General features: G+C 59.2%; 14 protein-coding genes. 3 read left to right on the top strand and 11 right to left on the bottom strand.

Features of this window, described 5'->3' with window-relative positions; translation table 11 throughout:
• Positions 1 to 36: 36 nt before the first annotated feature.
• The 8 genes from era to rpoZ all read right to left on the bottom strand — a co-directional run bounded on the left by era (position 37) and on the right by rpoZ (position 6873).
• The gene (era, locus tag PMI11_RS19050; protein WP_007820145.1) at positions 37 to 975 is read right to left on the bottom strand and encodes a GTPase Era; all 939 of its coding nucleotides are present in this window, start codon (positions 973 to 975) and stop codon (positions 37 to 39) included.
• 8 nt (positions 976 to 983) lie between these two features.
• Positions 984 to 1700: a ribonuclease III gene (rnc, locus tag PMI11_RS19045; RefSeq protein WP_007820142.1), complete on the bottom strand. Its 717-nt coding sequence runs from the start codon at positions 1698 to 1700 to the stop codon at positions 984 to 986.
• Entirely contained in the window at positions 1697 to 2440 is a 744-nt protein-coding gene (gene lepB, locus PMI11_RS19040; RefSeq protein WP_007820140.1) for a signal peptidase I, read from the bottom strand. The genes rnc and lepB overlap by 4 nt, the downstream gene beginning before the upstream one ends.
• 114 nt (positions 2441 to 2554) lie before the next feature.
• Positions 2555 to 2959 carry a holo-ACP synthase gene (gene acpS, locus PMI11_RS19035; RefSeq protein WP_007820138.1) on the bottom strand — a complete coding sequence of 135 codons (405 nt, stop codon included), beginning with the start codon at positions 2957 to 2959 and terminating at the stop codon, positions 2555 to 2557.
• A gap of 34 nt (positions 2960 to 2993) precedes the next feature.
• The gene (locus PMI11_RS19030) at positions 2994 to 3584 is read right to left on the bottom strand and encodes a DUF2062 domain-containing protein (RefSeq protein WP_007820136.1); all 591 of its coding nucleotides are present in this window, start codon (positions 3582 to 3584) and stop codon (positions 2994 to 2996) included.
• Between the two features lie 145 nt (positions 3585 to 3729).
• Positions 3730 to 3879: a DUF3563 family protein gene (locus PMI11_RS36640; RefSeq protein WP_007820133.1), complete on the bottom strand. Its 150-nt coding sequence runs from the start codon at positions 3877 to 3879 to the stop codon at positions 3730 to 3732.
• A 195-nt stretch (positions 3880 to 4074) separates the two neighbouring features.
• Positions 4075 to 6309, bottom strand: coding sequence for a RelA/SpoT family protein (locus PMI11_RS19025; protein ID WP_007820131.1), 2235 nt, complete (start codon positions 6307 to 6309; stop codon positions 4075 to 4077).
• 159 nt (positions 6310 to 6468) lie between these two features.
• A complete protein-coding gene (gene rpoZ, locus PMI11_RS19020; RefSeq protein ID WP_007820129.1) occupies positions 6469 to 6873 on the bottom strand; it encodes a DNA-directed RNA polymerase subunit omega in 405 nt (134 codons plus the stop codon).
• A 297-nt stretch (positions 6874 to 7170) separates the two neighbouring features.
• Here rpoZ and PMI11_RS19015 point away from each other — a divergent pair, with 297 nt between their 5' ends.
• The gene (locus PMI11_RS19015; protein WP_007820126.1) at positions 7171 to 7752 is read left to right on the top strand and encodes a LabA-like NYN domain-containing protein; all 582 of its coding nucleotides are present in this window, start codon (positions 7171 to 7173) and stop codon (positions 7750 to 7752) included.
• 39 nt (positions 7753 to 7791) lie between these two features.
• Here PMI11_RS19015 and smpB read toward each other — a convergent pair whose 3' ends face one another.
• Positions 7792 to 8271: an SsrA-binding protein SmpB gene (gene smpB / locus PMI11_RS19010; protein WP_007820124.1), complete on the bottom strand. Its 480-nt coding sequence runs from the start codon at positions 8269 to 8271 to the stop codon at positions 7792 to 7794.
• A gap of 101 nt (positions 8272 to 8372) precedes the next feature.
• Positions 8373 to 9257, bottom strand: coding sequence for a 4-hydroxy-tetrahydrodipicolinate synthase (dapA, locus tag PMI11_RS19005; RefSeq protein WP_007820122.1), 885 nt, complete (start codon positions 9255 to 9257; stop codon positions 8373 to 8375).
• A gap of 215 nt (positions 9258 to 9472) precedes the next feature.
• On the opposite strand from dapA, the gene PMI11_RS19000 reads away from it, so the two are divergent.
• Both PMI11_RS19000 and PMI11_RS18995 read left to right on the top strand, forming a co-directional pair.
• A complete protein-coding gene (locus PMI11_RS19000; RefSeq protein ID WP_037071686.1) occupies positions 9473 to 11551 on the top strand; it encodes a lytic transglycosylase domain-containing protein in 2079 nt (692 codons plus the stop codon).
• 64 nt (positions 11552 to 11615) lie between these two features.
• The gene (locus tag PMI11_RS18995) at positions 11616 to 12509 is read left to right on the top strand and encodes an alpha/beta fold hydrolase (RefSeq protein ID WP_007820117.1); all 894 of its coding nucleotides are present in this window, start codon (positions 11616 to 11618) and stop codon (positions 12507 to 12509) included.
• Positions 12510 to 12637: 128 nt separating this feature from the next.
• Here the strand turns inward: PMI11_RS18995 and PMI11_RS18990 are convergent.
• Positions 12638 to 13535: porin (locus PMI11_RS18990; protein WP_007820116.1), on the bottom strand; the 898-nt coding region annotated here is incomplete at its 5' end.

Here is a 13535-nt window from a genome sequence, read left to right as displayed (position 1 = left end):
GTTTCAAAACCGCTGCACAGTTTTGCGCGACATGCTTTAGCGCGGAAATTCGAGGCCCATTTCACGGAAGCGCTCGGGATCATCGCCCCAGTTCTCACGCACCTTGACGAACAGAAAGAGATGGACCGGCTGTTCAAGGATTTCCGCCAGCTCACGGCGCGACGCCGACGAGATCGCCTTGATCGTTTCGCCGCCCTTGCCGAGCGCGATCTTCTTCTGGCTGTCGCGCTCGACATAGATGACCTGTTCGATGCGCACGGAGCCGTCCTTGCGCTCTTCCCATTTTTCCGTCTCGACATGCGAGGAATAGGGAAGCTCCTGATGCAGGCGCAGGAAGAGCTTCTCGCGGGTGATTTCGGCGGCGAGCTGGCGCATCGGCAGATCGGAGATCTGATCCTCCGGATAATACCAGGGGCCTTCCGGCAGGGTCTTTGCCAGATAATCCATCACATCGTCGCAGCCTGAACCGTTCTCTGCCGAGATCATGAAGGTCTGCTCGAAGTCGACCTTCTGGTTTGCGGTTGCGGCAATTGCCAGAAGCAGCTCGCGATTGACGCGGTCGATCTTGTTGAGGACAAGGATCTTCCTCTGCGGAACATCCTTGAGGCCTTCGAGAATGGCTTCGGCATCGCCGCGCAGGCCGCGTTCGCTGTCGATCAGCAGCATGATGAGATCGGCATCCTTGGCACCGCCCCAGGCTGAGGTCACCATGGCGCGATCGAGGCGACGACGCGGCTTGAAGATGCCGGGCGTATCCATGAAGACGATCTGCGCATTGTTATGAATGGCGATGCCGCGCACGATGGCGCGCGTCGTCTGCACCTTATGGCTGACGATCGACACCTTGGCGCCGACGAGGCGGTTGACCAGCGTCGACTTGCCGGCATTGGTCGGGCCGATCAGGGCGACGAAGCCGGAATGCGTCGGATTGCTTTCAGCGGAGCTTTCGGCCGCCATGTCGTTTTCTTCTGTCATTGATCCCGTCAATTTCCGGCAGATGTCGACTGCCAAATGCCTTCGCGCTCGAGCATTCTCGTCGCGGCGACCTGTTCTGCGGCGCGCTTGGAGCGCTCTATGCCTGTTTCCGGTGCAACGCCAGCGACTTCTACAGTCACCTTGAAGCGCGGATCATGATCCGGTCCGCTGCGTTCTTCAACCCGATAGACGGGTGTGACGCCATATTTGGCGTGCGACCATTCCTGCAACTCGGTCTTCGCGTCACGGCGGGCGCCATCGGCACGCACCGCCCTGCCCTCCCAATAGCGCAGAATGAAGCGGCGCGCGACCTCCAGGCCGCCATCGAGATAGAGTGCGGCGATCAGGCTTTCGACGACATCGGCGCGCACGTTCATCATGCGCTTGCCGGTCAGTTTCTTCACATCGGCGCCGGTGCGGATATAGAGGTGGAGATTGAGCTCGTCGGCAACTGCGGCGCAGGTTTCGGCGCTGACGAGCTGGTTCAGCCGTACCGAAAGCTCGCCTTCGGTCGCGGCACCGAAGGTGCGAAACAGCAACTCGGCGATACAGAGCCCGAGAACCCTGTCGCCGAGAAATTCAAGCCGCTCGTAATTGCCCTTGTCGGTGCGCGCGCTGGCATGGGTCAGCGCGCGGTCCAGACGTTCCTTCTCGGCAAATTCATGCCCGATCAGGCTTTCAAGCTTTGCGCGGTCCGCCGCTGAGAGCGCCTGCGCCTTGCTCATTCAACAACCTTGAAGAGACGGTCCCAGCGCATGTTGGTCGGCCATTTCCAGATTTCGCGGAAGGACGTGTCGTTGCCCAGCGAGAAGAAGATGACGCTGGCGCGGCCGACAAGGTTTTCCGCAGGCACAAAACCGACATCGAAGCGGCTGTCGAGCGAGTTGTCGCGGTTATCGCCCATCATGAAATAATGGCCTTCCGGAACGATGAACTCGCGGGTGTTGTCGCCGCGCGAAACCGGCGACTGGTCGAGCGTGTCATAGGTCTTGCCATCATCCAGCGTCTCGCGGAACACCGGCACGTCCTGGCCCGGATCGAGCTTGTAGTCGGAATTGAAAGTGCCATCGGGCACCTTCGGAACCGGCTTGCCGTTGATGTAGAGAATACCGTCGGTGACCTGGATATGATCGCCCGGCAGGCCGACGACGCGCTTGATGTAATCGACCTCAGGATTCGGCGGGAAACGGAAAACGACGATATCGCCACGCTTCGGATCGGAACCGAAAATGCGGCCGCTGAAAATGTCAGGCGAGAAAGGCAGCGAATATTTCGAATAGCCGTAAGCAAACTTGTTGACGAAGATGTAGTCACCGACCAGCAAGGTCGGCATCATCGAGCCCGAGGGAATGGTAAAGGGCTGGAACAGTACAGTCCTGATAACCATCGCCAGGACGAGAGCCTGGATGATGACCTTGATATTTTCCCAGAGGGCATTCGGCTTGGCTTCGACTTTTTCGGACACGCAGTCTTATTCCTTCAAGACGCCATGAAGGCGCATTTCTTTCTGATGTTCTCTCTAGCGGCTTCGGCCGGTGGCGGCAATAACGACAGCACTAAAAGCGACGAGAGGTCGCTATCATACGGCATTCGGCAGCGCTTCGATGATCACAAAAGCCTGAGCCAAGGGATAATCATCGGTTATTGTCAAATGAATGGCGGCCTTGTGGCCGGCCGGCAGCATGGCCTCAAGGACGGCGGCCGCACCGCCCGTCAGTTGCATCGTCGGCTTGCCGCTCGGCAGGTTGACGACGCCCATATCCTTCCAGAAAACGCCCTGCGAAAGCCCGGTGCCGAGTGCCTTGGAGCAGGCTTCCTTGGCGGCGAAGCGCTTGGCATAGGATTCGGCGCGGTTGGCGCGGCGATCCGAGCGGGCGCGCTCGATCTCGGTGAAACAGCGATGCGTGAAGCGGTCACCGAAGCGCTCGATGGATTTCTCCACGCGCCTGATGTCGATGAGGTCGCTGCCAATGCCGATGATCATGCGAGAGGCCTTTCGGGATAGAACTGCTTCGGGCTCAGACGGTCGGCATCTCGGTGGCGGGATCGGCGAGCCGTAGCCGCGTACGCTCCATCAGCCGGGCGCGGCGACGCGCCTGAAAGCCCCTCACGGTGTAGAATGTCAGTACATAAAGCGCAACCGAGGTGATGGCCGCCGGCGGGATAGCACCGATCAGCATCGGCTCCAGCACCGGTTTCCAGAGTTCCGTGAAATGCAGCTTGTGGAAGAGTTCGGCGAGATCGATCGTCTGCCCGGCCATCTGGTCCTGTCGGCTGAGCAGCAGGTGACCGACTTCCCAGGTAATGCCCCAGATGAAGGGATAGGTCAGCGGATTGCCGAAGGCCGCGCAGCCAAGCGCTGCCGCCACCATATTGCCCGACAGGAAATAGGTGATGACGAAGGCCATGACGAAATGCACGCCGATAAAGGGTGTCCACGAAACGAAGACACCCGCAGCGACGCCCACCGCAACAGCATGCGGCGAGGCAGTCAGGCGCAGGACGCGCATCATGAGATATTTTGGCGGGCGCAGAAAACCCTTGCGAGGCCATACGAGCTCTCGCAGCTTTTCCTTAAATCCCGCGGGTTTGCGACGGCGAAACAACATGGCGCGTATTTAGTGCAGGGCACACCACCATGACAAGAGCGGCAAATGGAACCGCTTCATAAACAGGCCGTCTCTTCTTCTTTTCTTCCAAGGGGCGTGGACCATGCATAACGCCCCCTTCCTTACTTCAAGTATATCTCAGTGATTAGCGAGTGCGGAAGATACCGCGATCGACCTGACGCTGACGATATTCAAGATCAATACGGTCATGCGAGCCGTTGAGATATGCCATTTCACGTTCCTGAGCGGTCGGAGCGCGAAGGGCACGGGCGAACTTCCTGATCGGTTCAAACATTGCTTTTCCTCATCTTCGTTTCATTTCTTGATGACCAGAAGATAGTCGCAGCAACGGTTAATTACTACCGCTGTAACCGGAGCACAGCCATGCATTTAATGCATGCCTTGCCTTTTCAATATGCCAATTCGGCTATTAAATGATCACAAAATATGCAAAGCGCAATTTTGCGGTCGGCAAGACTTTAATAAAATCCTACTCGTAGAGGCGCCGGACCGTTGCGATGCAGTCCAGGTCCTTGAGCTGAGAGAGAAGCTGGTTCAGCTGACGCAGGTCCCAGACTTCCACTTCCAGCACCATTTCGGTGAAGTCGGCGGCCACACGCACCGTGTTCAGCATACGGATATTGACGTCGAGACTTGCGACCGTCTGCGCCACCTTGGCCAGCGTGCCGGGCTCGTTCAGCGCGTTGACCATGATGCGAGCCATGAAGCGGGACTTGTTGGCCTCATCGAGATCCCAACGCACGTCGATCCAGCGATCCGGCTGATCATCGAAGCGCTGCAGCGATGGCGACTGGATGGGATAGATGGTGATGCCCTTGCCCTTTTCCATGATGCCGACGATACGATCGCCGGGCACGGCGCCGGTCGGCGAGAACTTGACGTCGACATTGCCGGAGAGGCCGCGGATCGGCACGATATCGGGATCGCTCTCGGTGGAGGCGCGCTCGCCGTCGAGATCGGCCTTGGTCTTGCCGGGGATCTTGAAGATCATGCCCGCGGCGCTGCGGACATTGAACCAGCCCTCGTCGCCGGCGGGCTTCACCGTGACGCGCTCGTCCTGATGATCGGGATAGACGGCGCGCAGGACGTCGAGCGAAGACATCTCGCCGCGGCCGACGGCAGCGATCGCATCTTCCACATCCTTCTGCCCCAGGCGGTGGAGGGCCGGCTTCATGGCATCGCGCGAGAAGATCTTGCCGGCGCGCTCGAAGGTGCGCTCCAGGATGCGGTGGCCGAGACCGGCATATTGTTTGCGGATCGCCATGCGCGTCGCACGGCGGATGGCCGCGCGCGCCTTGCCTGTCACGACGATCTCTTCCCAGGCGGCCGGCGGCACCTGCACGCCAGAGCGGATGATCTCCACTTCGTCGCCATTGTTGAGGCGGGTCACCAGCGGCATGATGCGGCCGTTGATCTTGGCGCCGACGGTCGTGTCGCCGATGTTGGTATGAACGGCATAGGCAAAGTCGATCGGTGTCGCACCGCGCGGCAGGGCAATCAGCTTGCCCTTCGGCGTGAAACAGAAGACCTGATCCTGAAACAGCTCGAGCTTGGTGTGCTCGAGGAACTCTTCGGGGCTGTCGCCTTCGGCGAGCGCCTCGATCGTGTGCCGAAGCCAGGAATAGGCATTGCTTTCGCGCGAGAGGATATCGCCATCGGCATTGGTGGCGCCGTCCTTATAGAGCGTATGAGCGGCGATACCGAACTCGGCGATCTCATGCATGCGCTTGGTGCGGATCTGCAGCTCGATGCGCTGCATCGACGGGCCGACGATGGTGGTATGCAACGACCGGTAGTCGTTCTGCTTCGGCGTCGAGATGTAATCCTTGAAGCGGCCGGGCACGACGCGCCAGCGCGTATGCACGATGCCGAGCGCACGATAGCAGGAAGGAATATCCTCGACGATGAGGCGGAAACCGTAGACGTCCGACAGCTGCTCGAAGGAGAGCGACTTCGACTGCATCTTGCGGAATACCGAATAGGGCTTTTTCTGCCGGCCCTTGACGTAGGCGGTCGTCAATCCATTGGCGATCAGCAGGTCGCGCAGCTCGGCCTCGATCTTCTTGACCAGGCCTTCATTGCGCTTCGACAGCTCCTCGAGGCGCTTGGTGACGGTCTCGTAGGCTTCCGGGTTCATGTGCCGGAAGGAGAGCTCCTCCAGCTCCTCGCGCATGTCCTGCATACCCATGCGGCCGGCGAGCGGCGCATAGATTTCCATCGTCTCTTCGGAAATGCGCGCGCGCTTTTCCTGCGACATATGGTCGAGGGTGCGCATGTTGTGCAGGCGGTCGGCGAGCTTGACCAGCAGGACGCGTACGTCATCGGAAATGGCAAGCAACAGCTTACGCAGATTTTCCGCCTGCTTGGCCTTTTTGGTGACGAGGTCGAGCTTCTTGATCTTCGTCAGGCCCTCGACCAGGCGGCCGATATCCTCGCCAAAGAGTTCGTCGATCTCGGCGCGCGTCGCCGTCGTATCCTCGATCGTGTCATGCAGAAGGGCGACTGCGATCGTCGATTCATCGAGATGCATGTCGGTCAGGATGGCGGCCACTTCGAGCGGGTGCGAGATGTAAGGGTCGCCGCTCGCCCGCTTCTGCTGCCCATGCTTCTGCATGGCGTAGACATAGGCTTTGTTCAGCAGAGCTTCGTTGGCATCGGGCTTGTATTTCTGAACCCGCTCCACGAGCTCGTACTGCCGCATCATTCCAAAGCCACTCCAATAAAATAAAAGCGCGCCAATCGCAGATTGGCGCACACATGGGCAATATTATGCCTAAGCTTTACAGGCGCAAGATTGATGATTGGTAATCGTCGATCTTTTGCCGCGCAGGAAGCCCCGGCCATTCAAAGGCCAGGGATGCGCTTAGTAATCGTCGCTCTTTTCCGGCGGAACGAGACCTTCGATGCCGGCCAGAAGCTCTTCTTCCGACATCTGGTCGAAGGTGATCGTTTCCGGCAGGTCGTCCTGCTCTTCGCTGTCGGCATTAGCCGTTGCACCGGCGGCGATCAGGCTTGCCGGATCGGGCTCGGGCTCGTCCACTTCCACATGCTTCTGCAGCGAATGGATCAGGTCTTCCTTCAGATCGTCGGGAGACAGGGTCTCGTCAGCGATTTCGCGCAGAGCCACAACCGGGTTCTTGTCGTTGTCGCGATCGATGGTGATCGACGCACCCTGGGAAATCAGCCGGGCGCGATGGCTGGCGAGCAGAACCAGCTCGAAGCGGTTCTCTACCTTGTCAATGCAATCTTCTACTGTGACACGGGCCATTGCCTGTCCTTTGCGGTCGTCTTTTCGGGATTAACACGCCCGATACAATTAAAACCGGGCAAATTCAAGTTTTTCGTTAGGGTCCCCTCGCCTTTATCCGCAGCCGGTCTAAATTTCCATGCACAATATGACATTTCCACCGGGGGTTGCTTGGAATATCCCGAATCGTGCCCTAAATCTTTCATATATGAATAATTCATAAAGTACGGAACAGCTCGACGCCACATCCGCAAGCCGCTGTTTTTATTGGGCTTAGTGGCTTATGGATTTCGATTACTCTCTTTGGATTGGTAAGCGATGTTTGACCCACGCGAAAAAATTGCACTATTCATAGACGGCGCCAACCTTTACGCTGCATCCAAGAGTCTGGGCTTTGATATCGATTACCGCAAGCTCTTGAAAGCATTTCAGAAACGTGGATATCTGCTGCGCGCATACTACTATACCGCGCTTATCGAAGACCAGGAATATTCCTCGATCCGTCCGCTCATCGACTGGCTCGATTATAACGGCTACAAGGTCGTGACGAAGCCCGCCAAGGAGTTTACCGACTCCATGGGACGCCGCAAGATCAAGGGCAATATGGATATCGAGCTCGCAATCGATGCCATGGAACAGTCCGAAACGGTCGACCATCTCGTCATCTTCTCCGGCGACGGCGATTTCACCAATCTGGTCGAAGCGCTGCAACGCAAGGGACGCAAGGTTTCGGTCATTTCGACCATGTCGACCCAGCCGCCGATGATCGCCGACGACCTGCGTCGCCAAGCCGATCACTTCATCGATCTTCTGTCGCTGAAAGCCGAGATCGGCCGGGATCCTTCCGAACGTCCGCCGCGTCCCGCCGAAGTGGCGCCGGCCAGCGATTTCGAAGACTGAATCTTCATTCACGAATAGCATGATGCTGCAGGCAAAGAGTCAGCCGTTGTCTTTCAACAGACGACTCTTCTGCCTGTTCCAATCGCGCTCCTTCTCGGATTCGCGCTTGTCATGCAGCTTCTTGCCCTTTGCGAGCGCCAGCTCGATCTTGGCGCGGCCCTGATCGTTGAAGTAGATCTTCATCGGGATCAGCGTCATGCCTTCGCGATTGATGCCCGCGCGCAAACGGTTGATCTCACGCCCGGACAAAAGCAGCTTGCGGCGGCGACGCGGCTCATGGTTGAAGCGGTTCGCCTGCAAATATTCCGGCAGATAGGAATTGATCAGCCAGATCTCGCCATCCTCATCGGAAGCGTAGGATTCGGCGATATTGGCCTTGCCTTCGCGCAGTGACTTGACCTCGGTGCCCATCAGCACCAAGCCCGCCTCATAGGTATCGATGATCTCGTAGTTGAAGCGGGCCTTGCGGTTTTCCGCAACGACCTTCTTCACGATACGCTGGCTGCCTTTGGGGGCCATGACGATAATTCCATTGGAGGGGCGCGAATGCCGCGCCCTCATTTCCTGTCATCTATGTAAGAGAACGGCCCGGTCTTGTGAAGACAGGCCGGTTTGCAGCCTCAGTTGAGCAAGCCAGCGTGACGCATGGCGGCATCGATCGCCGCTTCGGTCGAGGGCTCCAGCGAGGACATGAGCGGCGAGCGCACGGTGCGGCTCATGCGGCCGAGCTTTGCTAGGCCATATTTCGCACCGCAGACGCCTGGTTCCATGAAGACTGCCTTATGCAGCGGCATCAGCCGGTCCTGCAGTTCCAACGCCTTGGCGTAATTTCCGGCGGCCGTCGCTGCCTGGAATTCAGCACAGAGGCGCGGCGCGATATTGGCCGTGACGGAGATACAGCCGACGCCGCCATGGGCGTTGAAGCCGAGAGCCGTCGCGTCCTCGCCGGAAAGCTGCTGGAACTCCTTGCCGCAGGTGATGCGCTGCTCCGAGACACGCTCGATCTTGCCGGTCGCATCCTTGACGCCAACGATGTTCTTGTGGGCCTTGGCGAGCGCGCCCATCGTCTCCGGCGTCATGTCGACAACCGAACGGCCGGGGATGTTGTAGATATAGATCGGCAGCTTCACGGCTTCAGCGATCGCCGAATAGTGAGCGATCAGACCCTTCTGCGTCGGCTTGTTGTAATAGGGCGTGACGACCAGAACGGCGTCCGCGCCAACCTTCTCGGCATGCTGGGCAAGTTCGATCGCTTCGCGCGTATTGTTCGAGCCGGCGCCGGCCATGACGGGTACGCGTTTGCCGGCAACTTCGATGCAGAGCTCCACCACCCGTTTGTGCTCGGCATGCGACAGCGTCGGCGACTCACCGGTCGTGCCAACCGGAACGAGGCCGCTGCTGCCCTCCCCGATCTGCCAGGCGACATGGGCGGCGAAGCTGTCTTCGTCGATCAGGCCGGCATCGGTGAAGGGGGTTACGAGCGCGGGGATGGACCCATTGAACATGCAAAGCTCCTCACGGCCGATATCCTTGCTTCAGCCGCATTCCATGAATAAGAGTTGCGCACCATAGAGCGGCAAAAAGGCTGCGACAAGCGCGCATAGGTCGGTTAGGGCAAATTCCGATAGCAAATGTGAATGAATTTTACCGGAGACGGTAAGGTTTCATTAAGACGCCTCCAGCCAAATGGAGGGGCATGGTTTCGTTGCGAGTAATCCGGATGAAGAGAGCCGTTCTGATCCTGTCCGTCTTCGGCCTGGTGGCTGCGGCCTGGGGCAGCGTTGCATCGCCGCTCCCCGGCGAAAGCGCCCCCCTGCCGGCCGTCAAGCCGCTGGGTTTCGTGCCGGAAACCGCATCTTTCCCCGAGGCGATCACGACCGGGTCCATTCCGCGCAATGGAGCAATCGCGCCCGTCAACAGCGATCTGAAAGCTGGTCTCGATGCGCTCTCCAACAAGGATCCGCAACAGGCGCTTGCCATCCGCAATACAATGGCGGCAGGTACACTCGACCGCCATATCCTGACCTGGGCAATCGCCACTTCCGGCCTGAAAGGCGTTCCCTCCTATGAGATCGCCAGTGCTTCGGACGAGTTAAATGGCTGGCCAGGTCTGGAACGTCTGCGCGGCAATTCCGAGCGTGCGCTCTATGACGAGAACCCAGCCCCTGCTGCCGTGCTGAACGCCTTCGGCGATACGGCGCCCGAGACGTGGCAGGGCGCGATCATTATGTCGCGCGCGCTTGTAGCAACCGGCAAGTCTGCGCAGGCAGCGAAATATATCTGCAAGATCTGGCGCGGACAGGCGCTCGACAAGGCAACCGAAGACAAGATTCTTGCCGAATTTGCCGGCCTGCTGACCGCCGCCGACCACAAGACGCGAATGGACTACCTGATGTATCGCGGTCGCGTGGCGCAGGCCAAGCGCTTCGGCGACATGGGACAGGTGCAGTCTCTCTACAAGGCCTGGGCTGCCGTCGACAATAATGCGGGTAACGCCGGTGCATTGCTGAATGCGGTCGATGCGAAATGGCGCAGCGATCCAGGCTTTCTCTTCGCTCGCATCGAATATCTGCGCAAGCAGGACAAGTATCTCGACGCCGCCAAGCTGCTGCAGCAGATACCCCGCGACCGGACCGAGCTGATGAACTCGGGCGAATGGTGGAACGAGCAGCGAATCATCAGTCGCGGTCTCGTCGATCAAGGACAGTTCAAGGCGGCCTACCAGATCGTTGCCGCCTCGGTCGCAACGGTGCCGACTGACATCGTCGAAGCACAGTTCCATGCCGGCTGGTATGCGCTGCGCGGACTGCAGGACCCGACGACGGCCGAGACGCATTTCCGCAAGATCCTGCAGGTTTCGAACGGCCCGCTTTCCGTTTCCCGCGCCTGGTACTGGCTCGGGCGTTCGGCGGAGGCCGGCGGGCCGGGCAAGGCCAGCGAATTCTTCGCCAAGGCCGCGAATTTTCCGGGCACTTTTTACGGCCAGCTGGCGGCGGAGCGGCTCGGGCGCAAAACCTTGAACGTCACCTATCCGTCGCCGACGACGACAGACCGACAGAACCTGCAGCAGCGCGAGGCCGTGCAGGCGATCGGGCGGCTCGAATCGGCCGGTCATGGCTGGCGTGCGGCAGCCATTTACCTGGCACTGGCCGAGCAGCTTCAAAGCCCTGGCGAGCTCGCAATCCTGACGGCCAAAGCCGAGCAGGCGGGCGACCATCATCTTTCACTGCAGATCGGCAAGATCGCCTATGGGCGCGGTATCGATGTCGCGGCGCTGGCCTTTCCGGTTGGCGTCATTCCCGCCAACGCCAATATATCCGGCTCCGGCAAGGCGCTCGCCTATGCGATCGCTCGACAGGAAAGTGCCTTCAATCCGGCCGCCGTTTCGGCCGCCAATGCCCGTGGCCTGCTGCAGCTCCTGCCGGGCACGGCCCAGGCCGTCGCCAAGCGGAACAACATCACCTATTCCAAGGACAAGCTGACAGCCGATGCCGGCTACAACGCAACGCTCGGCGCGCATTATCTCGGCGAACAGATCCAAGCCTTCGGCGGCTCCTATATCCTGACTTTCATCGCCTATAATGCCGGACCGAAGCGTGTGCCCGAATGGATCGGCCGCTATGGCGATCCGCGCGGCAAGCCGGTTGACGAAATCGTTGACTGGATCGAGCGCATTCCCTTCCCCGAAACACGCAACTACGTGCAGCGGGTGATGGAGAATTACGAGGTCTACAAGGCTCGCCTCGGGCAGACGCCTGACATCGAGCGCGACCTCATCGGTGGCCGCGGCGCGACCTGAGGCCGATTGGCAGACTTGCCGAAAGCACGCTACATCTCGTTTTGGCAGACGGGATGGAGATGTCATGGGCGACGCAGTCACGAACGGGTTTACCGAAAAATTCTATGGATCAACCGATGGGCTGAGGCTTTACGCCCGTAACTACCAGCCGACCGGCGGAGATACCGACCGGTTGCCGGTCGTCTGCCTGCCGGGCCTTACGCGCAATGCCCGCGATTTCCACGAACTTGCATTGATCCTGTCGCACGACGCAGCTTTTCCACGGCGTGTCATGGCATTGGACTATCGCGGACGTGGCCTGTCTGATCGGGATGATAGCAAGGCGAATTACAATCTCGCTGTCGAATGCGGCGATGTGATTGCCGGCTGCGCTGCGTTCGGCATCGACCGCGCCATCTTCATTGGGACCTCGCGCGGCGGGCTAATTCTGCATCTGGTGGCGGCAATAAAGCCGGAACTGCTCGCAGGCGTCATCTTGAACGATATCGGCCCGGTCATCGAGCCCGCCGGGCTGATGGCGATCAGGGACTATCTCAACCGTGACCGCAAACCTCGAAGCTGGAGTGAGGCGGTTGATATCCTCAAAGAGAATCACGGCGCTGCCTTTCCCGCACTCGGTCTCCCCGACTGGGAGGGCATGGCGCACGCCATCTATCGGGAACAGAATGGCGTACCTGTCGCCGACTATGACCCGGCCATTGCCGAGCAGTTGAAAACAATCGATTTCATCAATCCCCTGCCCGACCTTTGGTCGCAATTCGAGAGCCTGCGCTCCACACCGCTGTTGGTGATCAAAGGAGAGACCTCCAATCTGCTATCGCGGGAGACGATGGATGAAATGGCGAAGCGGCATCCGGGAATGGTGCAGACCTTGGCGCAAGGCCAAGGCCACGCGCCGCTTCTGCATCTCGGGGACATTCCGACGGTGATCCGAACGTTTATCAGTGAACTCGGCTAATTCCGCTCAAGCTCTCCACCTAAGTTTTCACCGACTTCCAGATTGCCTATATGCGTCGGCCTTCCAGCAGAAACGAAAAAGCCCGGCTCGAAAGCCGGGCTTCTCTGAATGACCGAAGTCAGATCAGATTAGAAAGCGCGCTGCAGGCGGAAGTAGCCCGAGGTAACGTCGTCAGCATGTTCCGGATCGAGGTACTGAACCGAAACCTTGGCAGAGAGGTTGTCGACGATCTGGTAATCGATCGTTACGCCAGCCTTCCAGGCATTGTTGTCCGAGAAATCAGCATCGGTCGTCGGGGTAACTACGCCGTAGTTGCCGTAGTACTGAACGCCCGGGGTGATCTTCAGCTTGTCGGTCGCCTTGATAGCGTACTCGGCAGCAACAGCCCATTCAGACTTGTTGTAGTAGGCGTTCGGGCCGCTGGAGTAGACAGCTGCGAGGCCGAGCGTGCCCGGGCCGATAGCAACGGTACCCATAGCGCGAACAGCGCCTTCTTCGTTGTCGGTGTCGTAACCAGCGGTGATCTGGTAGGTGAAGGCGCCAGCCTTGCCACCGAGGCCGATTGCTACGCCGAAGTTGTTCGGCTGTTCGCCGTTGTAGAACGGGCCGTCTTCCAGTTCGTCAACGCTGATGCCAGCGTAGAAGTCGCCGGTTTCGTACTGATAACGGATGGAGTTATGCAGAGTAACCGGGGAGCCGATGTCGTCCGTTTCGCCGGAAAGACCATCGTCCCACCAAGAGTAGAAGAGACCAGCGCGGAAGCCAGCGATGTCGAGGTAAGCAGAGTCAAGCTGCGTCTTCTGAGAAGAGGCGTTGTCAGCATTGGCCTGGATAACGATCACGCCGGTGAGCGGGCCGTATTCGGTGTCGCTCTTAGCCGTGAACTGAACCTGACCACGCGTACGAGCGTCCCAGTCCGAGTCGTTCGGAACAGAACCGCCGCCGCTGGCGCCGATCGAGCTTGCGTTCGGAGCAACGTCAACCTGGAAACGGATGTAACCGTTGATCTTCAGGCAGGTTTCCGTG

It is taken from the genome of Rhizobium sp. CF142 (genome assembly GCF_000281145.1).
In the GTDB taxonomy this organism is placed as follows: domain Bacteria; phylum Pseudomonadota; class Alphaproteobacteria; order Rhizobiales; family Rhizobiaceae; genus Rhizobium.
This window is presented reverse-complemented; position numbering and strand designations above follow the sequence as displayed.

Excerpts from the sequence above, each read along its gene's own strand:
- era (WP_007820145.1), bottom strand. The coding sequence starts at position 975 with ATGACAGAAGAAAACGACATGGCGGCCGAAAGCTCCGCTGAAAGCAAT.
- rnc (WP_007820142.1), bottom strand. The coding sequence starts at position 1,700 with ATGAGCAAGGCGCAGGCGCTCTCAGCGGCGGACCGCGCAAAGCTTGAA.
- acpS (WP_007820138.1), bottom strand. The coding sequence starts at position 2,959 with ATGATCATCGGCATTGGCAGCGACCTCATCGACATCAGGCGCGTGGAG.
- PMI11_RS19030 (WP_007820136.1), bottom strand. The coding sequence starts at position 3,584 with ATGTTGTTTCGCCGTCGCAAACCCGCGGGATTTAAGGAAAAGCTGCGA.
- PMI11_RS36640 (WP_007820133.1), bottom strand. The coding sequence starts at position 3,879 with ATGTTTGAACCGATCAGGAAGTTCGCCCGTGCCCTTCGCGCTCCGACC.
- PMI11_RS19025 (WP_007820131.1), bottom strand. The coding sequence starts at position 6,309 with ATGATGCGGCAGTACGAGCTCGTGGAGCGGGTTCAGAAATACAAGCCC.
- rpoZ (WP_007820129.1), bottom strand. The coding sequence starts at position 6,873 with ATGGCCCGTGTCACAGTAGAAGATTGCATTGACAAGGTAGAGAACCGC.
- PMI11_RS19015 (WP_007820126.1), top strand. The coding sequence starts at position 7,171 with ATGTTTGACCCACGCGAAAAAATTGCACTATTCATAGACGGCGCCAAC.
- smpB (WP_007820124.1), bottom strand. The coding sequence starts at position 8,271 with ATGGCCCCCAAAGGCAGCCAGCGTATCGTGAAGAAGGTCGTTGCGGAA.
- dapA (WP_007820122.1), bottom strand. The coding sequence starts at position 9,257 with ATGTTCAATGGGTCCATCCCCGCGCTCGTAACCCCCTTCACCGATGCC.
- PMI11_RS19000 (WP_037071686.1), top strand. The coding sequence starts at position 9,473 with ATGAAGAGAGCCGTTCTGATCCTGTCCGTCTTCGGCCTGGTGGCTGCG.
- PMI11_RS18995 (WP_007820117.1), top strand. The coding sequence starts at position 11,616 with ATGGGCGACGCAGTCACGAACGGGTTTACCGAAAAATTCTATGGATCA.